The sequence below is a fragment of the Nitratireductor sp. WH36-1 genome, assembly GCF_058725515.1.
Genome location: NZ_CM178970.1, coordinates 2,065,449 through 2,090,197, shown reverse-complemented (window position 1 = coordinate 2,090,197; position 24,749 = coordinate 2,065,449). Strand labels below are relative to the sequence as shown.

22 protein-coding genes are annotated in these 24,749 nt (G+C 61.3%); 12 read left to right on the top strand and 10 right to left on the bottom strand.

The window, feature by feature from the left end:
- Window positions 1-176: 176 nt before the first annotated feature.
- Window positions 177-1,478, top strand: a complete 1,302-nt coding sequence (locus AC4PTT_RS09760) for a M23 family metallopeptidase (RefSeq protein ID WP_283800836.1) — start codon at window positions 177-179, stop codon at window positions 1,476-1,478.
- A gap of 66 nt (window positions 1,479-1,544) precedes the next feature.
- Here AC4PTT_RS09760 and prfB read toward each other — a convergent pair.
- The 3 genes from prfB to AC4PTT_RS09745 form a co-directional block, all read right to left on the bottom strand.
- Window positions 1,545-2,676 (bottom strand): peptide chain release factor 2 gene (gene prfB, locus AC4PTT_RS09755; RefSeq protein ID WP_492161049.1). Its coding sequence is split into 2 segments (ribosomal slippage): window positions 1,545-2,606 and window positions 2,608-2,676, totalling 1,131 coding nucleotides; the frame shifts between segments, so codons are not numbered across the junction.
- A 119-nt stretch (window positions 2,677-2,795) separates the two neighbouring features.
- Window positions 2,796-5,252: a penicillin-binding protein 1A gene (locus AC4PTT_RS09750; protein ID WP_206546263.1), complete on the bottom strand. Its 2,457-nt coding sequence runs from the start codon at window positions 5,250-5,252 to the stop codon at window positions 2,796-2,798.
- Window positions 5,253-5,584: 332 nt separating this feature from the next.
- Window positions 5,585-6,751, bottom strand: coding sequence for an N-acetylmuramoyl-L-alanine amidase (locus tag AC4PTT_RS09745; RefSeq protein WP_222473919.1), 1,167 nt, complete (start codon window positions 6,749-6,751; stop codon window positions 5,585-5,587).
- Window positions 6,752-7,438: 687 nt separating this feature from the next.
- On the opposite strand from AC4PTT_RS09745, the gene AC4PTT_RS09740 reads away from it, so the two are divergent.
- The 7 genes from AC4PTT_RS09740 to aat all read left to right on the top strand — a co-directional run bounded on the left by AC4PTT_RS09740 (window position 7,439) and on the right by aat (window position 15,974).
- Window positions 7,439-10,399, top strand: coding sequence for an Rne/Rng family ribonuclease (locus tag AC4PTT_RS09740; protein ID WP_492161048.1), 2,961 nt, complete (start codon window positions 7,439-7,441; stop codon window positions 10,397-10,399).
- A gap of 192 nt (window positions 10,400-10,591) precedes the next feature.
- Window positions 10,592-11,962, top strand: a complete 1,371-nt coding sequence (locus AC4PTT_RS09735; RefSeq protein ID WP_113155328.1) for a M48 family metalloprotease — start codon at window positions 10,592-10,594, stop codon at window positions 11,960-11,962.
- 74 nt (window positions 11,963-12,036) lie between these two features.
- Window positions 12,037-12,804: a DsbA family protein gene (locus AC4PTT_RS09730; protein ID WP_492161047.1), complete on the top strand. Its 768-nt coding sequence runs from the start codon at window positions 12,037-12,039 to the stop codon at window positions 12,802-12,804.
- A gap of 130 nt (window positions 12,805-12,934) precedes the next feature.
- Complete coding sequence (gene aroQ, locus AC4PTT_RS09725) at window positions 12,935-13,378, top strand: type II 3-dehydroquinate dehydratase (RefSeq protein WP_206547495.1); 444 nt, start codon at window positions 12,935-12,937, stop codon at window positions 13,376-13,378.
- Between the two features lie 21 nt (window positions 13,379-13,399).
- On the top strand, window positions 13,400-13,870 hold the full coding sequence (accB, locus tag AC4PTT_RS09720) for an acetyl-CoA carboxylase biotin carboxyl carrier protein (RefSeq protein WP_113155330.1): 471 nt from the start codon (window positions 13,400-13,402) through the stop codon (window positions 13,868-13,870).
- 16 nt (window positions 13,871-13,886) lie between these two features.
- On the top strand, window positions 13,887-15,230 hold the full coding sequence (gene accC / locus AC4PTT_RS09715) for an acetyl-CoA carboxylase biotin carboxylase subunit (RefSeq protein ID WP_113155331.1): 1,344 nt from the start codon (window positions 13,887-13,889) through the stop codon (window positions 15,228-15,230).
- A 123-nt stretch (window positions 15,231-15,353) separates the two neighbouring features.
- On the top strand, window positions 15,354-15,974 hold the full coding sequence (gene aat, locus AC4PTT_RS09710) for a leucyl/phenylalanyl-tRNA--protein transferase (RefSeq protein WP_492161046.1): 621 nt from the start codon (window positions 15,354-15,356) through the stop codon (window positions 15,972-15,974).
- A 34-nt stretch (window positions 15,975-16,008) separates the two neighbouring features.
- Here the strand turns inward: aat and AC4PTT_RS09705 are convergent, their stop codons facing one another.
- From AC4PTT_RS09705 to gatB, 4 genes are all read right to left on the bottom strand, one after another.
- Window positions 16,009-16,437: a DUF2155 domain-containing protein gene (locus AC4PTT_RS09705; RefSeq protein WP_206547493.1), complete on the bottom strand. Its 429-nt coding sequence runs from the start codon at window positions 16,435-16,437 to the stop codon at window positions 16,009-16,011.
- Between the two features lie 113 nt (window positions 16,438-16,550).
- Window positions 16,551-16,949 carry an NADH:ubiquinone oxidoreductase subunit NDUFA12 gene (locus AC4PTT_RS09700; protein WP_113155334.1) on the bottom strand — a complete coding sequence of 133 codons (399 nt, stop codon included), beginning with the start codon at window positions 16,947-16,949 and terminating at the stop codon, window positions 16,551-16,553.
- 378 nt (window positions 16,950-17,327) lie between these two features.
- Window positions 17,328-17,834, bottom strand: coding sequence for a GNAT family N-acetyltransferase (locus AC4PTT_RS09695; protein ID WP_492161045.1), 507 nt, complete (start codon window positions 17,832-17,834; stop codon window positions 17,328-17,330).
- The gene (gatB, locus tag AC4PTT_RS09690; RefSeq protein ID WP_206546272.1) at window positions 17,827-19,329 is read right to left on the bottom strand and encodes an Asp-tRNA(Asn)/Glu-tRNA(Gln) amidotransferase subunit GatB; all 1,503 of its coding nucleotides are present in this window, start codon (window positions 19,327-19,329) and stop codon (window positions 17,827-17,829) included. Before gatB ends, AC4PTT_RS09695 begins: the two co-directional genes overlap by 8 nt.
- Window positions 19,330-19,639: 310 nt before the next feature.
- Between gatB and AC4PTT_RS09685 the strand changes: the two genes are divergently transcribed.
- Window positions 19,640-19,897 (top strand): YjhX family toxin, encoded by a 258-nt coding sequence (locus AC4PTT_RS09685; protein WP_113155337.1) that lies wholly within the window; start codon window positions 19,640-19,642, stop codon window positions 19,895-19,897.
- Between the two features lie 36 nt (window positions 19,898-19,933).
- On the opposite strand, the gene AC4PTT_RS09680 is transcribed toward AC4PTT_RS09685, so the two are convergent.
- Together AC4PTT_RS09680 and AC4PTT_RS09675 are read right to left on the bottom strand one after the other, a co-directional pair.
- The gene (locus tag AC4PTT_RS09680) at window positions 19,934-20,365 is read right to left on the bottom strand and encodes a CBS domain-containing protein (RefSeq protein ID WP_113155338.1); all 432 of its coding nucleotides are present in this window, start codon (window positions 20,363-20,365) and stop codon (window positions 19,934-19,936) included.
- Between the two features lie 95 nt (window positions 20,366-20,460).
- Entirely contained in the window at window positions 20,461-21,225 is a 765-nt protein-coding gene (locus tag AC4PTT_RS09675; protein ID WP_206546273.1) for a rhomboid family intramembrane serine protease, read from the bottom strand.
- Between the two features lie 402 nt (window positions 21,226-21,627).
- Here AC4PTT_RS09675 and AC4PTT_RS09670 point away from each other — a divergent pair, with 402 nt between their 5' ends.
- Window positions 21,628-22,266, top strand: a complete 639-nt coding sequence (locus AC4PTT_RS09670; RefSeq protein ID WP_113155340.1) for a PAS domain-containing protein — start codon at window positions 21,628-21,630, stop codon at window positions 22,264-22,266.
- A 91-nt stretch (window positions 22,267-22,357) separates the two neighbouring features.
- Window positions 22,358-22,975 carry a PilZ domain-containing protein gene (locus tag AC4PTT_RS09665; protein WP_206546275.1) on the top strand — a complete coding sequence of 206 codons (618 nt, stop codon included), beginning with the start codon at window positions 22,358-22,360 and terminating at the stop codon, window positions 22,973-22,975.
- A 22-nt stretch (window positions 22,976-22,997) separates the two neighbouring features.
- Here the strand turns inward: AC4PTT_RS09665 and AC4PTT_RS09660 are convergent, their stop codons facing one another.
- The gene (locus tag AC4PTT_RS09660; RefSeq protein WP_297560272.1) at window positions 22,998-23,714 is read right to left on the bottom strand and encodes a haloacid dehalogenase type II; all 717 of its coding nucleotides are present in this window, start codon (window positions 23,712-23,714) and stop codon (window positions 22,998-23,000) included.
- A 228-nt stretch (window positions 23,715-23,942) separates the two neighbouring features.
- On the opposite strand from AC4PTT_RS09660, the gene AC4PTT_RS09655 reads away from it, so the two are divergent.
- Window positions 23,943-24,557: a transglutaminase-like cysteine peptidase gene (locus AC4PTT_RS09655; RefSeq protein ID WP_113155342.1), complete on the top strand. Its 615-nt coding sequence runs from the start codon at window positions 23,943-23,945 to the stop codon at window positions 24,555-24,557.
- Window positions 24,558-24,749 lie beyond the last annotated feature (192 nt).

The window sequence follows — 24,749 nt, the reverse complement described above, 5'->3', positions numbered from 1 at the left end:
CTCCGGTCAGGCAGGATCGCCTGACGTGCGCATACAGGCGGGAATGATAAAATATAGCGGAGCAGCACACCTGCCCCGCTTTCTTTAACGCCACACCTGATCGGGAAAAGCTTTATTAACCCTAATCAAGTGTAATCAAAATCGAACAAAGCTCACCTGCAACGAAGTTCGATTTTCTGATGCGTTCACAGCAATCTGCGGTTTTCGGCAAGCGAAAAGAGCCCCACACGATCATCATCGCGCGGGGTGAAAAGATACGACATTTCACTGTTCGCCCATGGATGGCCGCATCAGTGGGCTCAGCGATCGCTGCGATCGGCATCGGCTACATTCTTGCAACGTCCTATCTGGTTATGCGCGACGATCTGATCGGCGCGACGGTGGCCCGGCAGGCCCGCATCCAGCAGGCCTATGAAGACCGTATCTCGTCGCTGCGCGCCCAGCTCGACCGCGTGACCAGCCGTCAATTGCTCGACCAGCAGTTCATGCAGGAAAAGGTGGGCGAACTTCTTGCCCGGCAGGATCAGCTGACCAAGCGCCAGAGCCGCCTGGAACCGGTTCTAAACCGCGCCGGCACGGAACTCCTGCCCAAAAAGGGGCCGGTTCCCGCCCCGCGCCCACAGATCAAGGCCGACACCGAGCCGCTTCTCGATCCGACACGGACCGGCAGCATCGCGGTTGCAGCACTGGCTCCCACGAAAGCCGATACCGTTCCCTGGCCGCTTCGTTCGCAGACGCAATCGGACGACCGACCGCTTTCTGCCGCAGACAAGGCGGATTTTCTTTTCGTGAAGCTCAACCGCGCGCTCGCATCAATCGAGACGGAGCAGATCGACCGCGTCAGGACGTTGGCCGACAACGCCTATCAGAGCGCCGAGGTCATCGCGGACGCACTTGATGATGTCGGGGTCCGCGTTTCGGAAGACGAGCGCGAACAGCATGTCGGCGGCCCGCTTCTGACATCGGCCAGTGCGCTCGCCTTCGAAGACCAGGTACGCGACTTGGACGATGCGCTGTCTCGCCTCAACGACATCAAGGGCAAGGCGCGCGCGCTGCCGCTGGCCAATCCGGTTCCCGGTGCGCAGATCACCAGCCGTTTTGGCTCCCGCCGCGACCCGTTTCTGGGTCGCAGGGCGCATCACTCCGGCATGGACTTTCGCGCCCGGACAGGAGCGCCCATTCACGCGGCCGGCGTCGGCACCGTCATCAAGTCCGGCTGGAACGGTGGTTACGGACGCATGGTCGAAATCGACCATGGCAACGGACTGACCACACGCTACGCGCATATGAGCAAGCTTCTGGTCAAGAAGGGCGAGAAGGTCGAGCCGGGAACGCTGATCGGCAAGGTCGGCTCCAGTGGTCGCTCCACCGGCCCTCACCTGCACTATGAAGTGCGCAAGGGTGGTACGGCCATCAATCCCTCGCAGTTCATCACGGCTGGTCGAAAGGTCGCCGCGTTTCTCAAGGACGGCTCCTGAGATGCAAAACGGGCGAGCCTGAGGCCCGCCCGCTGTTCTACTCTTCACGCCGACGCATGAGCCGGTTCAGGCGAGGTCTTCGACCTCGGCCCCTTCCCCGCCATGCACGCGCTGCGAAAGTGCGGCTTCCATGAACGCATCAAGCTTGCCGTCGAGCACGTCCTGCGGGCTGGTGCTTTCCACGCCTGTGCGCAGGTCCTTCACCAACTGATAGGGCTGCATGACGTAGGAGCGGATCTGGTGTCCCCAGCCGATGTCGGTCTTGGACGCCTCGGTGGCGCTCGCCGCATCTTCCCGCTTCTTCAGCTCGTCCTCATAGATGCGCGCACGCAGCATGTCCCACGCGGTTGCGCGGTTCTTGTGCTGGGAGCGTTCCTTCTGACACTGGACGACAATGCCGGTCGGAATGTGCGTGATGCGAACGGCCGAGTCGGTCGTGTTGACGTGCTGTCCGCCCGCGCCGGAAGCGCGATAGGTATCCACGCGCACGTCCGAATCGGGAATGTCGATCTCGATCGTGTCGTCGATGACCGGATAGACCCAGGCGCTGGCAAAGGATGTGTGCCGGCGCGCAGCGCTGTCGAAAGGCGAAATGCGAACCAGACGATGCACGCCCGATTCGGTCTTCAGCCAGCCATAGGCGTTGCGCCCCTTGATCAGAAGGGTTGCCGACTTGATGCCTGCCTCTTCGCCGTCATGGACTTCCATGACATCGACCTTCATGCCGCGACGTTCGGCCCAGCGCGTGTACATGCGCAGCAGGATCTGTGCCCAGTCCTGACTCTCGGTGCCGCCGGCGCCTGCATGGATTTCGAGATAGGTGTCGTTGCCATCGGCCTCGCCGGAGAGCAGCGTCTCCACCTGACGCGCGGCAATCTCGTCCTTGAGCACTTTGAGCGCGCTCTCGGCTTCCGTCACCACGTAAGCGTCGCCCTCTTCCTCACCAAGCTCGATGAGGCCGATATTGTCCTCAAGCGCCTGGGTCAGATCACGGACCCCGCTGATATTGTCTTCCAGCATCTGACGTTCACGCATCAGCTTCTGCGCCTCCTGCGGATCGTTCCACAGATCGGCCTCTTCAGCGCGCGAATTCAGGTATTCCAGCCTCTTTACTGCCTCATCCCAGTCAAAGATGCCTCCTCAGCAGGCTTATGGCCTGCTTGATTTCGTCGACAAGATTTTCGGTTTCCGCACGCATTGCAGATCAACACCTCGGCTTTGTTGGATTTTTCAGGAAACGCTTCCTGAATCGCGACGGACCATATGAACCGCGCCCGCCTGTGTAAAGCGGGCGCGTCACAGATTCAGAACGCTGCGTCAGTAGAGGCCGCCGGCGCCGGAATTCACCGCCCGGTTGGCCTGTGGCGAAACAACCCGCGGCCCGCCCATGCCTTCCAAATCTTCCATGCCGATCACCCAGTAGCTGTCGGCCGGTCCCGTACCGGGCTTGAAGGCTTCCATGATGACGCCCGGCTGGCCCGACTCGGCGCGCATGCCGGTCTTGCGGTCAATCGGGATGATGTTCATGCCCTCGGGCACCTGGAAGTCCACCGGGCGCATGTCCTTGAGCGCATTGCCCATGAACTCCTTGAAGATCGGCGCGGCCAGACCGCCACCGGTCGACCCGCGGCCCATCGGGCGCGGCGTGTCGAAGCCCATGAAGACGCCAACCACGAGATCAGGCGTGTAGCCAACGAACCAGGCATCCTTCTCGTCATTGGTGGTGCCGGTCTTGCCGGCGATGGGACGGCCGAGTTCGGCAATGGAGGTTGCCGTACCGCGCTTCACCACGCCCTCCATCATGGAGGTGATCTGGTAGGCGGTCATCGGGTCGAGAACCTGCTCGCGATCATTGATGATCTCGGGCTCTTCCTGATTGGTCCATTCGCTGGCAACACAGCCCACGCATTCGCGACGGTCATGCTTGTAGACAGTCTTGCCGTAGCGATCCTGAATACGGTCGATCAGCGACGGAACGATCTGCTTGCCGCCATTGGCCATGACCGCATAGGCGGAAACCATGCGCATGACCGTGGTTTCGCCCGAGCCGAGCGACATGGCCAGAACCGGCAGCATCTTGTCGTAGATGCCGAAATGCTCGGCATAATCGGCAACGAGCGGCATGCCCATATCCTTGGCAAGCCGCACGGTCATCAGGTTACGCGAACGCTCGATACCGGCGCGCAGGGTCGAAGGGCCGGCAAACTTGCCGCCGTAGTTCTTCGGCTCCCACACATCATTGCCGACCTGCACCGAGATCGGAGCATCAAGCACCACGGAGGCAGGCGTGTAACCATTGTCGAGCGCGGCGGCATAGACGACCGGCTTGAAGGCCGAGCCGGGCTGACGATAGGCCTGCGTTGCACGGTTGAATTCGGATTCGGCGTAGGAGAAGCCGCCGACCATGGCCAGAACGCGGCCCGTGTGCGGGTCCATGGCGACAAGCGCGCCCTCGACCTCGGGCACCTGGCGCAGCGTCCACGCGCGGTCCGTGTCAGCTTTCTTCTCAACAAAGATCACATCGCCCGGCTTCAGAACGTCGGACTGGCGTTCCGCCTTGAGGCGCTTGCCGTCCACCACGTGCCGCATGGCCCATTTCATGTCTTCCAGCGCAATCGTACCGGTCGTGCGTTCCTCGGACAGTGCGCCGGAAACCTCACGTTCAGGCTTGAGGCCAATGGAAATCTTGTTGTCTTCGGTTCCAAGAACCACGGCCACATTCCACTCGGGAACATCGCTCAGCCCATCGACTTCGCCGAGGGCTGCACCCCAGTCGCCGGAAACGTCGATCTGCGTGACCGGTCCGCGATAGCCCCGCAGCGTGTCATAGCGCAGAAGGCCATTGTGCAGCGCCTTGCGCGCATAAAGCTGCATCTGCGGATCGAGCGTGGTGCGAACGGAAAGGCCGCCCTCGTAGAGCGCATCTTCGCCATAGCGCGAAATGATGTCGCGGCGCACTTCCTCGGTGAAGTACTCGCCGGCGAACAGATAGGTGCCCCGGCGACGCGGCGAAACGTTGAGGCCGGTGTTCTTGGCCTTCTCGCCCTCCTCAGCCGTGGCGTAGCCATTCTCGACCATCTGGTCGATCACCCAGTTGCGGCGCTCGATGGCGCGCTCGGTGTGACGGAAGGGATGGTAGTTCGACGGGCCCTTGGGAAGAGCAGCGAGATAGGCTGCTTCTTCCAGCGTCAGCTCGTTGACCGACTTGTCGAAATAGGTCAGCGCCGCGCCGGCGATGCCGTAAGCACCGAGACCGAAGAAAATCTCGTTCAGATAGAGCTCGAGGATGCGATCCTTGGAATAGGCCTGCTCGATGCGGAAGGAGAGCACCATCTCCTTGATCTTGCGCTGCATGGTCTGGTCGGAGGTGAGAAGGAAGTTCTTCGCCACCTGCTGCGTGATCGTGGACGCGCCGACCGGACGCCGGCCCGAACCCAGATTGCGCGCATTCGTCACCACGGCGCGAGCAAGGCCCGTCACGTCGATGCCCGGATGCTTGTAGAAATTCTTGTCTTCTGCGGAAAGGAACGCAGCCTTGACGCGATCTGGAACGGCCTGGATCGGAAGGTAGAGGCGACGCTCGCGCGCGAACTCGGCCATGAGAGCGCCATCGGAGGCGTGAACGCGGGTCGTGACCGGCGGCTCATATTTCGCCAGCACCTCGTAATCGGGCAGATCCTTGGTCAGATCGCCGATGTAGAGCGCGATGCCCGCAGCCACCAGCAGCGCCAGCACGATGCCAACGCCGAAGAAATACCCGATGAGACGTATCATGCCCGCTCCAATTCAAGCCCGGTCGCAACTTCACCGCCCGTCAGCGGCAACTGCCCCGCGCAGCCTTTCCAAGTCTTATCGGCAGGACAAAGAGGGACAGGCGAATGGTGGATTGCCACCGCAACGCAGTCCGCTGTCTTCATTCCATGCGATTCCAATATACCATTTCTTTTCACGATCTTCGCCCGCTCGTGCAAGGACAGCCGGAAAATCATGCGCCTGCTCTTAATGCCTCACGCTTGTGGGCAAAATACGGCGATTGCAGCGCCCCCGGCGCGAACAGCACAAAACGGGAGCGCCGTTGCAGACTTGCAACGAATTGGGCTCTGAGATCAACCTCCAGCTGCACCATTTGCCTTGGCAAAATAGCTGATCGCATCAATGATCGCCGCCATTGTCTTCTCCCGCCATGCCGGATCGCGCAGCTGCGCTTCGTCCTTCGGATTGGAAAGATAGCCCAGTTCCAGAAGAACCGAGGGGATGTCCGGGGCGCGCAGGACGCGGAAACCCGCATAGCGATGCGGGTTTTTCACCATCTGCACGGTACTCGAAAGTTCGCCGATGAGCGTGCGCGCAAAGCGGATGGAGAAGGCGTGCGTCTCGCGCCGGATGAGATCGACCAGAATATCCTCGACCTCGTCCTGCTCTTCTTCCGGCACCTTGCCGGCGATCTCGTCAGACAGGTTTTCGCGTGCAGCGGTTGCCGCAGCCTCGGCGTCGGACGCCTTGTCGGAAACCGTGTAGACGGTCGCACCGCGCACGCTGCGAATGGCAATCGCATCGGCATGGACCGAAACGAAGAGGTCAGCCCCCTTCTCCCGCGCAATGCGCACGCGCTCGTCAAGACGCAGGAAACGGTCATCCTCTCGTGTGAGAACAACGCGATACCGGCCAGTCTCCTCGAGCTTTTTCTTGAGTTCGAGCGAGAACAGAAGCGTGATCTGCTTTTCGACCGTACCGTTCACGCCACGCGCGCCACCATCGGCGCCGCCATGCCCCGCATCAAGCGCAACGGTGAAACGATCCTTCATCGCAACGGCCTCGTCCTTGGCGGAACCAAGGTCGGGCGGCGTCATGCTGGCCCGCAGGGCCTTGTCAAAATCCTCAACGGAACTGGCGCGCATTTCGATGATGAGGCGAAACCCGTCGGAGGTCTCGTTCTTCATCACCTCGGCCTTTTCGACCGAGAACGGCCCCTTGGCGTTGAAAAGCAGACGCGCGCGCTGCGCATCGACGGCGCCATATTGCACACCGGCAACCAGCCCCCGTGGCTCCAGCTCCAGAGGATCGAAGGTGAATTCGGTGGCCGGCATGTCGATCACCAGCCGGTTGGGATCGCGCAGGAGGAACCAGCGAAAATCGGGCGCGCGGTCGAAATGCACGACGATGCGCGTGTATTGCTGGTCACCGGCCATCTTGTAGTCATGCGCCTTGAGCGCAGGACCATCGGCAAGGGCATTGTTGAGAACGAGAAAGAGCCCGGTGAGGACAACCGTCAAAAAAAACGCTGGTCTGTGCAAAACCGCTTCTCTCCGATGCGTCATGCGGATTTAGTCGAATCAACCCCATTTCCAGCGAAAGAAAATGGCAATTTTTCTTCGAATCGACCGCCAACGATCATATTTTATGCGCTGTGCAGGGACATTGGGCAAATAAGCTGGATGATATTTGCAGGCCGCCCCGGCCAGGGCGCGATAGAAATCAGGGTTGCCAATACAACTGTCAAATCATAAAAGCATCTTTGAATCATCGCGATATCCGTCCTTGGTTTGAGTCCCAGCTGACAAACGGCGATGAGCAACGGGGCAAACCTTTATCCGCCGCCGCAAACCCGAACGGGTGGTGATTCAAGAGGAATTTTTCAGGGCCTTCCTCAAGCATGGAAGCCCTGGCTTCAGGAAACGGCCGGACCATCACTGTCCGCGCCGGCTCTACATGAGCAAAAGCTGGCCCGCAAAATCGGGCCTTGGTTGAAACGGTTCTGCCGGGCGATGGAATGGCATCAGGCGCAATTGGAACGAGATCCGGATTGAAACGCACCGCAAGCTCGGTGCTCCGGCCCAATTTGGCGCGGCCTTCAACGCCGGCGAGCCTCAGATTATCCGGCACAGATTGTCACGTTGGCTTGCGGCTACGCCCGTCGAGCCCGGCCCGACAATCTTTCCTTGCCGGGGAGACAAGTATTTATGCCAAACAAAATGCTGATAGATGCCTCCCATCCGGAGGAAACGAGGGTTGTTGTCCTTCGCGGTAATCGCATCGAAGAGTTTGATTTCGAATCTCAGGATAAGAAGCAGCTTCGCGGTAATATTTATCTGGCACGCGTCACACGCGTCGAACCTTCCCTTCAGGCAGCCTTCGTAGAGTATGGTGGCAACCGGCACGGCTTTCTCGCTTTCAGCGAAATCCATCCCGACTATTACCAGATCCCCGTAGCCGACCGTCAGGCGCTTCTGGAGGCCGAAGCCGCAGAAGCCAAGGCCGATGACGACGACGAAGACAGCGAGCCCCGCCAGGCACAGAAAGGCGGACGCAAGCGCCGCCGCGCCAGCACCCGCAAGAAGACCGCCCAGCAGGACGAGGCTTCCCAGGACGAGGCTGCACAGGAAGAGGACGGCGACAGCGACGCCGTTGCCGAGGCGCAGCCTGAAGCCGGGGCGGACGCCGACGCGGTTTCCGACGACGATGCCGACACTGCGCAGGACGCGGACGGCGAAGACAAGCCGCAGGCCATGGCTGCAGAGGCCTCTGCCGACGTGGTTTCGGAAGAGCCGCGCAGCCGGCGCTCGCGCCGCAACCGGTCCGATGACGACAACAATGGCAACGACGACGAAGACGACGTCGACACGGTTGGCGCTGACGATGCGATGGAAGAAGCGCAGCCGTCGCGCCGCGCCGCCCGCAAGAACTACAAGATCCAGGAGGTCATCAAGCGCCGCCAGATCCTGCTCGTTCAGGTCGTCAAGGAAGAGCGCGGCAACAAGGGCGCCGCACTGACCACCTATCTGTCGCTGGCAGGCCGCTACTCGGTTCTGATGCCCAACACCGCACGCGGTGGCGGCATTTCCCGCAAGATCACCAATGTGCAGGACCGCAAGCGCCTCAAGGATGTCGTGAAGCACCTGGAAGTGCCGCAGGGCATGGGCGTGATCCTGCGCACTGCCGGTGCAAACCGCACCAAGGCGGAGATCAAGCGCGATTACGACTACCTGATGCGCCTTTGGGAGAAGGTTCGCAGCCTGACGCTTGAATCCACGGCCCCCGCCCTCGTCTACGAGGAAGGAAGCCTCATCAAGCGGTCGGTGCGCGACCTCTACAACAAGGACATCGGGGAAATCCTGGTGGCCGGTGAGGAAGGGTATCGCGAGGCGAAAGACTTCATGCGCATGCTCATGCCGAGCCATGCCAAAGTCGTTCAGCCCTATCGCGACGTGACGCCGATCTTTGCCGGCAATGGCATCGAGGCGCAGCTCGACCGCATGCTGCAGCCGCAGGTCACGCTGAAATCCGGTGGTTACATCATCATCAACCAGACCGAGGCTCTGGTGGCGATCGACGTGAACTCCGGCCGTTCGACGAAAGAGCACTCGATCGAGGACACCGCGCTCCAGACCAATCTGGAAGCGGCGGAGGAAGTGGCGCGTCAGTTGAGGCTGCGCGACATGGCGGGCCTGATCGTGATCGACTTCATCGACATGGAGGAGAACCGGAACAACCGGGCGGTCGAGAAGCGCCTCAAGGAATGCCTCAAGAATGACCGCGCCCGCATCCAGGTTGGCCGCATCTCGCATTTCGGCCTTCTGGAAATGTCGCGTCAGCGCATCCGCGCAAGCGTTCTGGAAAGCACCATGCAGCCCTGCCCCCATTGCGGCGGCACGGGACACATCCGCTCCGATTCGTCGGTGGCGCTCTATGTGGTGCGTTCCATCGAAGAGTACCTGCTCAAGGACGCGCGCAACGACATCGCCGTGCGCACGCCTGCGCAGACCGCGCTCTATCTGCTGAACCACAAGCGCTCCAATCTGGTCGAGATGGAAAACCGCTTTGGCGTGACCATCACGGTCGAGGCGGATGACAGCGTGGGTTCGCAGCATTTTGCGATCACCAAGCAGCAGCCCGCCGACAAGTCGGGAATGGAGCAGCCGGCAGCCCCGCAGGCGGCGCCCGCACAGGTGGTTGAAACCCCTGCCCCCGCACAGGAAACCGAAGCCGGTGAGGATGGCGAACCGCGCAAGCGTCGCCGCAAGCGCAAGCGCCGGGGCGGCCGCAACCGCAACAATGGCGGCGCCGAGGGTGCAGAGCAGAATCAGGATCAGAACGCAGATCAGATGCCAGGCGACGACGATGCCGTCGCAGCCACGGCTGAGGATGGCGCAGCAGTTTCCGAGGATGCAGCCGAGACGAAGCCGGCAGAAGCCGGCGAAGGCGAGCGCAAGAAGCGCCATCGCGGGAAGCGTGGTGGCCGCAGGAATCGTCGCGACAGCGATACGCAGGAAGCCCAGGCCGAGGGCGACGCCTCTGTAGAGGCAGACGTTTCCGAGGACGCTCCGACTGCGGAAGGTGCAGAAGCCCCGCAGGCGGCGGCAGCAGCCGATACGCCGGTTGTTGCCGATGAGGCTCCGGCAGCTGTACCCGAGGCGCAGGCCGCCGCACCCGAGGCAGAGGCTTCTGCCGAGGCAACGGATGCGCCCGCCGAGGAGAAGCCTGCTCGCAAGCCGCGCCGCCGCCCCCGCAAGGCTGCTGCACCGGCTGAAACCGCGCCTGCCGAGACAGCCCACGAAGCGGCTCCAGCCGTAGCGGAAGAAGCGGCAGCCGAGGAAAAGCCTGCCGAAGAGGCAGCCGCTGAAGAAAAGCCGGCTCCTAAACGGCGTCGCACGACCACGCGTCGCAGCACCGCCAAGGCCAAACCAGCTGAAGACAAGCCAGCCGAAGACAAGCCGGCTGCAGAAGAGACGGTTGCCCCGGAAACCGCCGAAGAGGCTCCCAGCGAGGCAGCACCGGCCCAGAAGGCGGTCGAGGAAACGGTCGAAGAGCCTGCCAAGGAAGAAGTCGCCGTATCTTCGGAACCGGTTGTCTCCTCTTCCGAACCGGCAGAGAGCGATCGCCCCCGCAAGACCGGCTGGTGGCAGCGCAAGAGCTTCTTCTAGAGGGACGTGCGCCGGCTTCTGCAGCTGGCGCATTTGGAACACAAAAAACTGGAAGGCTGGCGCATTGCGCCGGCCTTTTTGCATTGGCGACACGGCAAGAGCACAGATCAAAACTCCATGATCGAAGACTGTTGTGCCTTCCCATTGCCCTTATGCTCGTCTACCAATTCGGCAATGCTTGAGAGAGACACCATGGTTCACAGGATTATCGCGCGGGCAGCCACGCTCTTCATGCTGGCATCCTATCTGATTGTCGTTTCGGTGCCGGCTTCGCAGGCGCAGGGGCGTGTGACCGTCGTTCGTGACGCGGAAATCGAGGCTCTTGTTACCGAATATGCCGCCCCGATACTGAAGGCGGCCGGTCTGTCCCGTTCGGGGATCGACATCATTCTCGTCAACAATCGCAGCTTCAACGCCTTCGTGGATGGGCGACGCATCTTCATTCACACCGGCGCTCTGACACAGGCTGAAACGCCCAACGAGATCATCGGCGTGATCGCTCACGAAGCCGGGCATATCGCGGGCGGACATCAGGAGCGACTGCGCCAGCAGCTCAAGCGTGCGCAGACCATGGCCATCGTGTCGGCGCTGATCGGCATTGGCGCAGGCGTTGCGGGTGCAGCAACGGATACGCGCGGTCTGGCTTCGGCCGGTGTCGGCATGGCTGCCGGCGGTGCGGAAATGGCGCGGCGCGGCCTGCTCGGCTATCAGCGCTCCGAAGAGGTGACCGCCGACCGCACGGCCATCGATTATCTCAACAAGACCGGCCAGTCGGCCAAGGGCATGCTGACAACGTTCGACCGTCTGGCGGGCGGCCTGGCGCTCGCAGGCGTCAATGTCGATCCCTACCAGATCAGCCACCCCATGCCGCGCGAGCGTATCGCCAATCTGGAAGAGCTTGCGCGAAAGAGCCGCTTCTACGACCGCAAGGACCCGGCGCAGCTTCAGCAGCGCCATGACATGATGCGCGCAAAGATTGCCGCGCATACGGAAGGCGCGCAGGCCGTACAGCGGCTGTTCAGGCAGGACCCGCGCGGCATTCCCGCCATGTATGGCGACGCGATTGCCACCTTTCTCACCGGAAATCCCCGCACGGCACTCCAGAAGGTCGATGCACTGATCTCCAAAATGCCCCGCAATCCCTATCTGCAGGAGCTGCGCGGCGACATCCTCATCAAGGCGAACCGCCCGAAGGATGCAGCCAATGCCTATGCCAGGGCGTTATCGCTTGCTCCGGGCACGCCCGGACTGCTTCAGGTGGGCTATGGGCAGGCGCTTCTGGCGACCGGTCAGCCGGACCTCGTGAAGAAGGCGGCATCGGAACTGCAGACCGGGCTTTCGCGTGAGCCGGAATTCGCCAATGGCTATCGCTACCTTGCCCAGGCGTACGGGCAGTTGGGTGACATAGCCAATGCGGAACTTGCTTCAGCAGAGGGCTATTTCCATGCCGGCCAGTATCGCGATGCGAAGCTTTTCGCCATCAGGGCGCAGAAGCGCATGAAGCGCGGCTCGCCCGGCTGGCTGCGCGCGCAGGACATCATACAGTACAAGGCTCCCGGTTGATCGGTGAACCTTTCGCCCCAAATGGGCCACACAACAAACAGATATCCTCAATTCAGATGAAATCGGATTTGATCATGACTCTTTCCAGCAAACTCCGCGCCCTTACGGCGGCAACCGCCCTCTTCCTGCCCGCCATGGTGCTCGGCAATGTCGCGCAGGCATCGGACGGCGCAGCGCTCGGCAAACCGGAAGTCGAGCAGATCGTGCGCGACTACCTGCTCGAAAACCCGGAAATCCTGCTCGAGGTTCAGGCAGCACTCGAAACCAAGCAGCGCGAGCAGCAGGCCGAGGCCCAGAAGACCGTGCTGCAGGATCGCAAGGATGATCTCCTGAACAGCCCGCATGACGGCGTGATCGGCAATCCGGAAGCCCAGGTCACCGTGGTCGAGTTCTTCGATTACAATTGCGGCTTCTGCAAACGCGCCATGGCCGACATGCAGGCGCTGCTCGAAGACAATGACGATGTGCGCTTCGTGCTCAAGGAATTCCCCATCCTCTCCGCAGAATCGCGCGAGGCCCATGTGGTTTCCATGGCTGTTCAGGCGACCGCGCCCGAGAAGTACGCCGAGTTCCATCAGCAGCTGATGGGGTCGGAATCCCGCGCCGATGGCGAACTGGCCATGTCGATTGCGACCGGCCTTGGTCTTGATGAGGCAGCACTTCGCAAGGAAATGGAAAATCCGGAGATCCAGAAGGCTTTCGCGGAAACCTATGAACTGGCGAATCAGCTTGCGGTTACCGGAACGCCCGCCTATGTGGTCGGAAACGAGGTTGTGTTCGGCGCGCTGGGCAAGGATGTGCTCGGCGAAAAGATCGAACAGGCCCGCACGGAAAGCAACTGACGCGCACGCCGGAAGCCTCCGGAGCGCTCTGTGGACAGAGAAAGAAGCCCCTTGCCATCTTTGCGGTACGGTCTAAGCCCTCTATAGAGGAGCTTGTGATGGTGCCGCAAAAGGGCCAGGGGACGATTTTATGGCGAAAACAGTCTTCATTCTGAACGGGCCCAATCTGAATGCGCTCGGCAAGCGCGAACCCGGCATCTATGGCGGCGACACCCTTGAGGACGTCGAGAAGAACTGCCGGGACAAGGCCGCTTCACTTGGAATGGACATTGAGTTTCGCCAGTCCAATCACGAGGGCGACCTCGTTGACTGGATCCATGAGGCCGGCCAGAAAGCTGCCGGCATCGTCATCAATCCCGGCGCCTATGGGCACACGTCGATTGCATTGCATGATGCGATCCGTGCGGTGAGCCCGCTCCCGGTGATTGAGGTGCACATTTCCAACATTCATGCCCGCGAAGCGTTTCGCCACGTTTCGATGATTGCCCCGGCGGCAAAAGGCATGATTTGCGGATTGGGCACAATCGGTTATGTACTCGCGCTGGATGCGCTGGCCGCACACCGGCCGGATTGAGACAAAAGCAGGACAAAACACATGTCGACAAAAAAGACGGGGGTCGATCAGCAACTCATTCGCGAGCTTGCGACGATCCTGAACGACACCAATCTGACGGAAATCGAAGTCGAGCAGGACGACCTGCGGATTCGCGTGGCCAAGCAGGGCGCAGTCGCCGTGCAGAGCTATGCCGCACCGGCACCCGCCCCCGCGCCCGCACCGGCTGCGCCGGCCCCGGCCGCGGCTGAAGAAGCCAAGAAGAGCCCGGCCGATTCCAAGAATGCCGTTCCTTCCCCGATGGTCGGCACCGCCTACAAGTCTCCCGCGCCCGGCGCGAACGCCTTCATCGAAGTCGGCCAGTCCGTGAAGGAAGGCCAGACGCTTCTCATCATCGAAGCGATGAAGACCATGAACCAGATTCCCGCGCCCCGTTCCGGCACCGTGACGGCGATCCTCTTCGAGGATGCGCAGCCGGTTGAGTTCGGCGAGCCGCTGGTCGTCATCGAATAGTCCGGGGCAGGCGCGCATGTTTCACAAGATCCTCATCGCCAATCGCGGCGAAATCGCCCTGCGCGTACTGCGCGCCGCCAAGGAGCTCGGCATCCAGACCGTAGCCGTGCACTCCACGGCGGACGCGGATGCGATGCATGTGCGCCTTGCCGACGAGAGCGTATGCATCGGGCCGCCGCCCTCGCGCGACAGCTATCTGAACATTCATCAGATTCTGGCCGCCTGCGAGATCACCGGCGCCGACGCCGTGCATCCGGGCTACGGCTTCCTTTCGGAAAACGCCAAGTTCTCCGAAATTCTGGCCGCACACAATCTCACCTTCATCGGCCCCTCGGCCGACCACATCCGCATCATGGGTGACAAGATCACCGCCAAGAAGACGGTGAAGGCCCTTGGCATTCCCGTGGTTCCGGGCTCCGATGGCGCCGTGACCGACGATGTGGAAGCCAAGCGCATTGCCGCCGATATCGGCTATCCGGTGCTGATCAAGGCATCTGCCGGCGGTGGCGGACGCGGCATGAAGGTTGCGCGCACCGAGGCAGATCTTGCCGAGGCGCTCTCCACCGCCCGCACGGAAGCGGGTGCGGCCTTCGGTGACGACGCGGTGTATATCGAGAAATATCTCGAAAAGCCGCGCCACATCGAGGTTCAGGTGATGGGCGATGGCGCGGGCAACGCGATCCATCTGGGTGAACGCGACTGCTCGCTGCAGCGCCGTCACCAGAAGGTGTGGGAAGAGGCCAACTCGCCTGCCCTCAATGTCGAGCAGCGCAACCGCATCGGCGAAATCGTCTCCAAGGCCATTGCCGATCTCGGCTATTCCGGCGCGGGCACGATCGAGTTCCTCTACGAGAATGGCGAATTCTACTTCATCGAGATGAACACCCGCCTGCAGGTGGAGCATCCGGTGACGGAAGCCATTACCGGCATCGATCTGGTGCATGAGCAGATCCGCGTCGCTTCCGGCGGTGGACTGTCCTGCACGCAGGATGAGGTGCGTTTCGAGGGCCATGCCATTGAGTGCCGCATCAATGCGGAAGACCCGCGCACCTTCACCCCCTCGCCGGGCACGATCACGCATTTCCATACGCCGGGCGGTCTTGGCATCCGCGTCGATTCGGGCGTCTATTCGGGCTACCGCATCCCGCCTTACTACGACAGCCTGATCGGCAAGCTGATCGTGCATGGACGCAACCGCGTCGAGTGCATGATGCGTCTGCGCCGCGCGCTGGACGAGTTCGTCGTCGACGGCATCAAGACCACGCTTCCGCTGTTCCAGGATCTGGTCGGCAATCCCGATATCGCCAATGGCGATTACGACATCCACTGGCTGGAGAATTACCTGGCGAAAACGAGCTAGAGTTTCGGTTACCCCGTTTCTCTGTCAGTGATTTAGATCGCCCTTTGTGCGTCCAGTGGACGCCGGGCGATCCAAAGCTCGCCGCCCCATGTGATTCTCCGGCGATCTGGCCGGTTGAGCACGATGGCACGACCTTTCGCACCAGGATTTCGGATCCCTCCGGATCTTCTTCTTCGCGCTTACGCCACCGGGGTTTTCCCGATGGCGGAGAGTGCCGATGACCCGGAGGTTTTCTGGGTGCGGCCGGAAATGCGCGGGGTCATCCCGCTCGATTCCTTTCACATCCCCAAAAGCCTCGCCAAGACGCTGCGCCGCGCGCCCTTCCGCATCGCCTTCGATACGGACTTTGAGGGCGTCATAGAAGGCTGTGCAGAGGCGCGACGCGACACCGACGACACATGGATCAACGCGCCCATCCGCGAAGCCTACGGGCTTCTATTCGAGAACGGGCACTGCCACACGGTGGAAGCCTGGACGGATGAAGGGCTGGTGGGCGGGCTCTACGGCGTCACACTTGGCCGCGCCTTCTTCGGCGAGAGCATGTTCTCGCGCCAGACCGATGCCTCCAAGGTCTGCCTTGTGCATCTGGTCGAGCGCCTGCGCGAACGCGGCTTCACATTGCTCGACACGCAGTTCACAACGCCGCACCTAAAACAGTTCGGCGCGATCGACGTGCCCCGCAGCCGTTATGAGCAGATACTTCAGGACGCGCTGCAAAAGGGCGAAGCGCGCTTCAGCCCCTGACAGTCCGCGTCGATGGAAATCAGTAGGGTTTCACTCAGTCCGCGTCCGGCGGCGGGACTTCCGTGTCTTCCTTGCAGGCCTTGAGCCACACGTCGTAAACCGCGTGCTCGACGGCATTGAGGCCCGGGCTTTCGGCCAGCATCCAGCCGGTGAAGATGCGGCGGATCTCACGGTCCAGCGTGATCTCGTCCACTTCCACGAAAGCGTCGGTGCGCGGCTCCTCGGTCTCCTCGGAGCTGTAGCAGACGCGCGGCGTCACCTGCAGAGCGCCAAACTGGACGGTCTCATGCATATAGACGTCGAAGGAGATGATGCGGCCGGTAATCTTGTCGATGCCGGTGAATTCGGCCACCGGGTGCTGCAAACGCTCTGCCTGCGCTGGCAGGGCGGCGAGCGTCGCCATTCCCAGTCCCAGCGCTGCAACAAGCCTGAAACCGGCTTTCTTCTTGTGGCCTGAATTCATGTGGCTCGACACCCGTCCTGTTCGCTTGTCATCCGGGATAGACCGGTGGAATCACCAAGTCCATGGGAAGGCGCACAACTAATGTTAAATTGTGGCGAGAACAGCGCGCGGCTTCAACCGCCGGGCGTCCACGCATCATAGTCGCCGGTCACGCGCGGGCGTTCCTTGCCGGTCGCAATCGATCCCTGCGGACGATAGGCGGCGGGGGTGCCCGTGAGATTCGGCTGATGCGGCTTCTGCCATTCGCGCGGCGTGTAGTTTTCGTTCACCGGCGCAACATCGACGCGGTGGTGCAGCCAGCCGTGCCAGCCAGCGGGAACCAGAGACGCATCGGAAATGCCGTTATAGATTACCCAACGGCGCGTGCGCCCTTCGGAATCCTTGCCGCCTTCGTAATAGATGTTGCCGAACTCGTCTTCACCGACGCGCGTGCCCTTGCGCCACGTGTGGAAGCGGGTGCCCAGTGTCTGGCCATTCCACCAGGTGAAAAACTGAAGCAGGAACTTCTTCATGGCGTCCTCAAGTCGCTCGCTATCATCGTTCGAGATGGCTCGTGAGTTGCGTTATGGCGTCCGCATCGCCAGAAGGCAAGGCCCGTTACGGATTGCTCAAAGTTCATTTCATCGCATTCGCCGTATCACGGCTGTTTTCGGGCCGGCAAAGGGGTTTTGCCCCTCACCTGTCTCATGGCTGGAAAAGCTGAAAGCGCGGCGAGGACGGGGTTTCCGGGGACCGGATGGAGAGCGCCTTCCGCGCAGCGGTCAAAGCCAAAGCCTGCCACCGCAATGAGACTTGATGCGCGCGAATGCCGCAAGAGGGATAGCCGGCTGACAAAAGGATTCGGTCTCGAATCAGCGCCGCCCTGCGTCCGGAGAGCCTGAGGCCCTTCCCTAAAGCAGCCTGCGGTAGATCAAGGCCGGGATATCGGAACCGGCGCTTCCGCAATCCTCGCTCTGGCCCATCTGCTCAAATCCCAGATGCTCATAGAAGCCACGCGCCCGGCCATTGGCCTCTTCCACTTCGAGCGTGATTTCGCGCGCCTCGGGAAAGCAGATCGCCACCTCGTCGAACAGGGCCTGACCGATGCCACGCCCCTGGCAGGCCGAACGGACGTAAAGCTGATGCAGCTTGATGGATTTGCCTTCACGCTCGGCGACGGCGAAGGCCATACCGCCGATATCGCTGCCATTGTCTGCCAGAACGAATTCGGAGTGCGGCTGTTTCAGCCGCGCCCTCAGAGCCTCGATGGAGTGCCAGGCACCGGTGATCTCATCCACACGCTCGCGGCCGTAGATCGCGTCATAGGTGTCGTGCCAGGTTTCCACGAGGAGCGCCCGCACGGCCGGCAAGTCACGCTCGCCGGCCGTGCGGACAAAATAACCGCCGGCATCAATCATTGATGCCGAGCTTTTCCTTCACCAGCGCGTTGACGGCCTGCGGGTTGGCCTTGCCACCGGTGGCTTTCATCACCTGACCAACGAACCAGCCGGCCAGCGTCGGCTTGGCCTTGGCCTGCTCAACCTTTTCCGGGTTGGAGGCGATGACTTCGTCAACGGCCTTCTCGATTGCGCCGGTGTCGGTGACCTGCTTCATGCCGCGCTCATCGACGATGGCGACCGGATCGCCGCCCTCGGTGAACACGATCTCGAACAGATCCTTGGCGATCTTGCCGGAAATCGTGCCGTTCTTGATCAGGTCGATGATCGCGCCGAGCTGGTCAGCCGAAACAGGGGTCTCGTCGATCCCCTGCCCGGCCTTGTTCAGCGCGCCGAGCAGATCGTTGATGACCCAGTTGGCGGCAGCCTTGCCGTCACGTCCCTTTGCAACCTTCTCGAAGAAGTCTGCCGTAGCCTTCTCGGCGATCAGGACCGAAGCGTCATACTCGGACAGGCCGAAGGCTTCGATGAAACGCGCCTTCTTCTCATCCGGCAGCTCCGTGAGGTCGGCTGCAAGCGCATCCACATAGGCCTGATCGAATTCCAGCGGCACCAGATCCGGATCGGGGAAGTAGCGATAGTCGTGCGCTTCTTCCTTGGAGCGCATGGAGCGCGTCTCGCCCTTGGCCGGGTCGAACAGGCGGGTCTCCTGATCGATGGAACCGCCATCCTCGAGAATCGCGATCTGGCGACGGGCTTCCGATTCGATGGCCTGACCGACAAAACGCACCGAGTTCACATTCTTGATCTCGCAGCGCGTGCCGAATTCACCGCCCGGCCGGCGCACGGACACGTTCACGTCGGCGCGCATGGAGCCTTCGTCCATGTTGCCGTCGCAGGTGCCCAGATAACGCAGGATGGTGCGCAGCTTGGTCAGGAACGCCTTGGCCTCGTCCGCAGAACGGATATCGGGCTTGGAGACGATCTCCATGAGCGCGACGCCCGAGCGGTTGAGATCCACATAGGACATGGTGGGATGCTGGTCATGCATCGATTTGCCGGCATCCTGCTCCAGATGCAGGCGCTCGATGCCCACTTCGATTTCCTCAAACGAGCCGTCCTTGGCGGGGCCGACGGAAACCGTCACCTTGCCCTCGCCGACGATCGGCTGCTTGAACTGCGAAATCTGGTAGCCCTGCGGCAGGTCCGGATAAAAATAGTTCTTGCGGTCGAAGACCGAGCGCAGGTTGATCTGCGCTTTCAGGCCAAGGCCCGTGCGGATTGCCTGCTTGACGCAGACCTCGTTGATGACGGGCAGCATGCCGGGCATGGCCGCATCCACGAGGGAGACATTCGCATTGGGGGCAGCACCGAAAGTCGTCGAAGCGCCGGAGAACAGCTTTGCTTCAGACGTTACCTGGGCATGGATCTCCATGCCGACGATGATTTCCCAGTCGCCGGTAGCGCCGGAGATGAAACGCTTGGGATCGGGCGTGCGTGTATCGATGAGTGTCATGGTTTCACGGTGCCGTGCAGTCGGATGGTTCGGAATGGACTGCCGCATTCGCTAGACCAAACATACCCGCGTGGCAAGCCAAGCACTTTATTCCGGCCACAGTTTGCGTTATGAAATGCAGCATCAACGGAGTTTTTATGTCCAACTATCTTGAGGCCCGGTAGGGCCCCGAACCTGAACCAACACAGGGTCGGGGCGAGAAAACCTTGAAACCCTGCGCCATCGCAAGGCGGCGCAGCGATGTTTGCCGGCCATTTGGCCGGTGGTTTTCCCATTGGTTCGCGCCAGTGGTTTTCCAGGACTTCAAGATATGGATATTTCGCGCGCAGAGCAGCGCATCCTGCACATATTGGCGCAGGGCGGCCGGATCGTCATCGAAAAGGACGAGCAAGGCCAGATACTCGAACTGAACTGCATCACACGTGACGGCTGGCAGTTTCCCGGCCTTGACCTGACACTGTTCAGAAAGATCAAACGCAAACGGGCAATCCAGTCGCGCAACAGCGGTCCCTACCGCATCACGCGCCGCGGCCTTCAACTGGTCCGCTCACAACTCGATAACCGTTAAAACAAAAGAGGCTGCCGAAAGGCAGCCTCCGTCTTTTCAGGCGGTCGCGATATAGCTGCGAATGTCTTCGGCCTCGCGCTCGACCTCCTCGATGCGCTTTTTCACGACATCGCCGATCGAGATGATACCGGCAATCTTGCCGTTCTCTTCCACCGGCAGGTGCCGGAAACGGCCTTCGGTCATGATCTGCATGACCTCGTTGACCGTGTTCTGCTCATGGCAGCGGCGAACTTTTGCGGTCATGACCGCAGAAACTGGCTGTTCAAGCATGTCGGCGCCATCGCGCCCGATCACGCGCACAATATCGCGCTCCGACAATATACCTGCGATACGCCCGTCGGGCTCCGTCACAACGACGGCACCGATACCGCGTTCAGACAAGAGCTGGGCGGCCTCCGCCAGCCTCCTGTCCGGACCGATGGTGACCACATTGCGCCCTTTGGCGTCCAGAATGGCCTTCACCGTCATGGCAATCTCCTTCTTCTGGCAACAGGGCAATGTTGCGCCGTGAAAGAGCGCTTTGCAAGTAGACGAATGCTTATGCCGTCGTCGAAATCCTGCCCTTAGGAAGGGAAATCAGCCTGACGCCGCGCGGGCGGGCGATCAAAGAACTGGATGCCGAAGAAACCCAGGAGAAAACCGCCGATATGGGCTTCCCAGGCGATCTGGGGACCGTTGACCACGGTGCCGCTCATCAGGCCCGTCACCACATTGGCCACCATCCAGACGCCAAGGAACACCACGACGCTGCGCGATTTCACGACCAGGGAGACAGGAAGCACCGGCCCGGTGAAGGCCGGCTTAGGCTGACGCCGATCCACCCGGAACGCAAAGCGGGCTGCAGCCCCCATCATCGCGGAAATGGAGCCGGACGCGCCAACAAGAGGCACTGCCGAGGATGGATAGAGCAGGTAATGCAGCCCGACGGCGGCAAGCGCGCCTGCCACCCAGAACAGGACGAAACGCGCGCTTCCGATGCGGTTGGCAAGCGGAGACCCGAAGGCGGCAAGCCAGATCATGTTGACCAGAAGATGCCCCCAACTTCCATGCAGGAAGGAATAGGTGACGGGGCTGATGAAAGCGTAGGTGTCGAGCGCAAACTGCCCGCTATAGCGGATCGGCAGAAACGCGAAATGCACCATCAGCCAGATCTGCTGATCAATGCTCATCCAGAATGTCTCGATGGCAAAAATTGCAACGCAGATCAGGCCGAGGACCGTGACGGCCGGCGCCAGGTTGAACACCGGCTCCCTGCCATCACCGCCGTTCCGCTCAAACCCATTTTCGGATTCCGCTTCAGGAATCGCCCGCTCTTCATCTCTGTTCATGATTTTGCGTAGCAGACCCGCGGAAAAGAAAAAAGCCGCTCAGGATGAACCTGAACGGCCTGGTCGAGCCCCCACTCCGGCTTTCGTGAGAAAGACCGGCCCCGGCCCGTCAGTTGGAGCATCGGGCGCCCCCGCTGCTCCCTCAATCATTCAGATCGTCCTTCAGGCGTCCACGGGGACGCATGGCGATCTGGTTGATTCGGTCTTGCGAACGGCCGGACACTGCCACCGGCCCGAAACCCGCGCAATCTAAACCCTTTGTTAACCCTAACAGAGCGGCTGCGCGAACAACCCCCATCGCTTTGGCACGCATCCTGCACCCATCCACATGTCGCTATTGAAAATGCCTGCACCTGTCCGCCTATGGGACAGGCCCGGGCCGAGAGTAAGGAGCCAAGAGGCATGAAACATGATGGTTCGGTGACGTTGTTCCAATATTGGAACAGGTTGCGTGGCAACCGTCCGGCCCCCAGGCGCACGGAAGTCGAGCCGGCAGAGATCAAGACACTGCTGGCCGATACGTTCATTCTGGAACGCGATGCGCGCGGCGAAGCCGTGTTCCGCCTCGCTGGCACCCGGCTGTGCGCCACATTCGGAAAGGAACTCAAGGGCCTCTCCTTCGCCTCCCTGTGGCCGGGCCGTGATCAGGCCGTGGTCGGCAAGCTTGCGCGCAGCGTGTTCGACATGAAATCCGTGGTGGTTCTTTCCTTTGCGGGACGCAACAGGAGCGGCGATGCCGCAGCCTTCGAGCTTCTGCTTCTGCCGCTTGAAGGCGGCATGGAAAGCCCGCGCGCCATGGGCTCGCTGCTGGCCTGCCACAAGCCTTTCTGGCTTGGCGCAGAACCAATCGTGGAATGTGAAGTCACCTCGCTGCGGATCATCGACGCCGACCGCGAGCCCTCCCTCCTGAAGAACCGGCCAGCCGTCCAGGTGCCGCCACTGGTGCCGGAGCGCCGCTCCATCACCGACAGCCTCATCGAACCCGGCCAGGGCCGCCGGTTCCGCCATCTTGTGGTTTTCGACGGCGGGCGCAACGAATAGTTGCTCCTTACCGCTTATTAACGGATCAGGCGTAGTGTCGCGCTGCCCCATGGGCCAGCTGGAATCTTCAGATCGAAGGGCGCAAGACACGATGAGAGCGGCGATCAACCGATCCCCATCAGACGATGAAAGACGAAGCTTTCAGCGCGTCAAGGTGTCGATCTATGGCCGCTTCATGCTTGAAGATCGCAGTGAACACCCCTGCCGGGTGACAGACATGTCGCCGGGCGACGTTTGCCTGATCGCACAGCGTTCAGGCAGGCAGGGCGAGCGCGTGATCGCCTATCTCGATCATATCGGCCGCATTGAAGGCGAAGTGATCCGCGTCAACCGCGACGGTTTCGCCATGACGGTTGTTGCTTCCGAGCGCAAGCGCGACAAGCTTGCGGCCCAGCTTACATGGCTTGCCAACAAGCACGAGCTGGATCTGCCGGAAGATCGCCGTCATGAGCGTATCGCACCGCGCAACCCGATCAGCGTTCTGCGCCTGCCGGACGGCCGTGAATATCGCTGCCGCATCATCGACCTGTCTCTTTCCGGCGCAGCCGTGGAGAGCGAAGTGCGGCCTGAACGCGGAACGCAGGTTCATCTTGGCACGATGCGCGGACAGGTGGTGCGCCATTTCGACGATGGCGTCGCCATCGAATTTGCAAGCATCCAGAACCGTCAGGCGCTGGAAGCAGAGTTCTCGCTGCCGACGGAAGCCTGACCGCTGCATTCGTAACAGCGGCCTAAGCGCCCAGACGCGTCGCCAGCTCTGCAAAATCCGAGACGATCACATCCCAGTCCCGTTCTGCGACAGGATCGCGTGACGATCCGCTGCCATATTCCAGCGGACGCGCAACGAAAGCCGTCCTGAGTCCACAGGCGCTGGCGGCGGCCAGATCGCTGTTGTGTGCCGCCACCATGCAGACCTCCCCGGGCTCAAGCCCCAGAATATCGGCGGTGCGCAGATAGGCTTCCGGCGCGGGCTTGTAGGCCTGCGCGACCTCCGCGCCCAGAATGGCGTCCCACGGCAGGCCGGCGCGCTTGGCCATGTTCAGCATGAGAAGAACATTGCCATTGGAGAGCGGCGCGATGATGTAATGCGTCTTGAGGCGCGCAAGCCCCGCCAGCACATCGGGCCAGGGATCGAGCCGGTGCCATGCGCGGTTCAGCGCATCCAGTTCGGACGCGGGAACGTGCGAAGGGTCTACGCCGACATCCGGAAGGATCACTTCCAGATTTTCCCGATGCAGGACATCGAGCCGCACAAAGGGCCGCCGACCGCTTCGCACCTCCTCCATGGCCGGCTGATAACGCGCCCGCCACAAATCCGCGAATGCTGCCGGATCAACGCCCCCTGCCCCATGACGCTGCAGAAACTCTGCCGCCTCGCGCGCCACACCTTCGCGCCAGTCGACCACCGTGCCGAATACATCGAACACCAGAGCTTTCACACCATTCATGCCGCTCTCCTCTCCATCGTCGATCCGCCCGTGAAGTGCGGCGCGAACCGAGCGCCACGACGCCTTCGAATTTCATTACAATTTTAGACAAATTTTATTCAAATATAATTAGATTTTTATATTGATTAGATCAAAATACAAATAGAATTTAGCGCGATTTATACTTCGCACTTTTGCCTGGGATAAATCCCCCTGTGTCATTGTCCTCTCAAACGGGGAGACAAGACCATGGGGCATTCAAAGAGCGCACGGCTGATCGCGGCCGCCGCACTTGCATTCGGGGCGTTCACCACGGGGGCGTTCGCCACACCCAATTTCATGAAGACCGGTGGCTTCACCAGCCAGCCGATCGGTCACTATGAACTTTGCCAGCGCGAGCCGGTCGAGTGCAACCAGACAACGGCGCGCCCGCGTCCGGTGAAGCTGACGCGCGAGATGTGGAAAGCCATGATCGACGTCAACAATGCGGTGAACTCGACGGTTCTGCCGCGCACCGACATGGAAATGTGGGGCGTGGAAGAGTACTGGTCCTACCCGACGGCCTATGGCGACTGCGAGGACTATGTTCTCGAGAAGCGCCGCCGCCTGATGGCAGCCGGCGTGCCTGCCGGCAATCTGCTGATCACGGTGGTGCGCCAGCCCAATGGCGACGGCCATGCCGTTCTGACCGTGGTCACCAATATGGGCGATTTCATTCTCGATAATCTGGAAGCCCGCGTCTCTTTGTGGGGCGATACGGATTACACCTATCTCAAGCGCCAGGCCGCTTCGCATTCGGGCAAGTGGGTCAACATCAACAACGGACAGCCCGTCGCCGTTGGCAGCGTCGCTTCGAGCCGCTGATCTTTCAACAACATGTATGGGCGCAATCCAGTGAACGCGCCCATGTCTTTCTGAACACCAACGGAGAACGCCGCGCTCCCGATCTTCGGACCGGCGGCATCCGTTGCGGGACACCCGGTCGAGTCCCCACCTCCCCGTCCCCAACGACCGGGTCAGGAGCCGGCCCACCCCATGGGTCGGCTCCACCTTTTT

Excerpts from the sequence above, each read along its gene's own strand:
- AC4PTT_RS09665 (WP_206546275.1), top strand. The coding sequence starts at position 22,358 with ATGAGAGCGGCGATCAACCGATCCCCATCAGACGATGAAAGACGAAGC.
- AC4PTT_RS09740 (WP_492161048.1), top strand. The coding sequence starts at position 7,439 with ATGCCAAACAAAATGCTGATAGATGCCTCCCATCCGGAGGAAACGAGG.
- AC4PTT_RS09675 (WP_206546273.1), bottom strand. The coding sequence starts at position 21,225 with ATGAACAGAGATGAAGAGCGGGCGATTCCTGAAGCGGAATCCGAAAAT.
- AC4PTT_RS09700 (WP_113155334.1), bottom strand. The coding sequence starts at position 16,949 with ATGAAGAAGTTCCTGCTTCAGTTTTTCACCTGGTGGAATGGCCAGACA.
- AC4PTT_RS09735 (WP_113155328.1), top strand. The coding sequence starts at position 10,592 with ATGGTTCACAGGATTATCGCGCGGGCAGCCACGCTCTTCATGCTGGCA.
- AC4PTT_RS09750 (WP_206546263.1), bottom strand. The coding sequence starts at position 5,252 with ATGATACGTCTCATCGGGTATTTCTTCGGCGTTGGCATCGTGCTGGCG.
- AC4PTT_RS09730 (WP_492161047.1), top strand. The coding sequence starts at position 12,037 with ATGACTCTTTCCAGCAAACTCCGCGCCCTTACGGCGGCAACCGCCCTC.
- AC4PTT_RS09705 (WP_206547493.1), bottom strand. The coding sequence starts at position 16,437 with ATGAATTCAGGCCACAAGAAGAAAGCCGGTTTCAGGCTTGTTGCAGCG.
- AC4PTT_RS09695 (WP_492161045.1), bottom strand. The coding sequence starts at position 17,834 with ATGATTGATGCCGGCGGTTATTTTGTCCGCACGGCCGGCGAGCGTGAC.
- AC4PTT_RS09670 (WP_113155340.1), top strand. The coding sequence starts at position 21,628 with ATGAAACATGATGGTTCGGTGACGTTGTTCCAATATTGGAACAGGTTG.
- gatB (WP_206546272.1), bottom strand. The coding sequence starts at position 19,329 with ATGACACTCATCGATACACGCACGCCCGATCCCAAGCGTTTCATCTCC.
- accB (WP_113155330.1), top strand. The coding sequence starts at position 13,400 with ATGTCGACAAAAAAGACGGGGGTCGATCAGCAACTCATTCGCGAGCTT.
- AC4PTT_RS09685 (WP_113155337.1), top strand. The coding sequence starts at position 19,640 with ATGGATATTTCGCGCGCAGAGCAGCGCATCCTGCACATATTGGCGCAG.
- aat (WP_492161046.1), top strand. The coding sequence starts at position 15,354 with ATGGCACGACCTTTCGCACCAGGATTTCGGATCCCTCCGGATCTTCTT.
- AC4PTT_RS09655 (WP_113155342.1), top strand. The coding sequence starts at position 23,943 with ATGGGGCATTCAAAGAGCGCACGGCTGATCGCGGCCGCCGCACTTGCA.
- AC4PTT_RS09660 (WP_297560272.1), bottom strand. The coding sequence starts at position 23,714 with ATGAATGGTGTGAAAGCTCTGGTGTTCGATGTATTCGGCACGGTGGTC.
- accC (WP_113155331.1), top strand. The coding sequence starts at position 13,887 with ATGTTTCACAAGATCCTCATCGCCAATCGCGGCGAAATCGCCCTGCGC.
- aroQ (WP_206547495.1), top strand. The coding sequence starts at position 12,935 with ATGGCGAAAACAGTCTTCATTCTGAACGGGCCCAATCTGAATGCGCTC.
- AC4PTT_RS09680 (WP_113155338.1), bottom strand. The coding sequence starts at position 20,365 with ATGACGGTGAAGGCCATTCTGGACGCCAAAGGGCGCAATGTGGTCACC.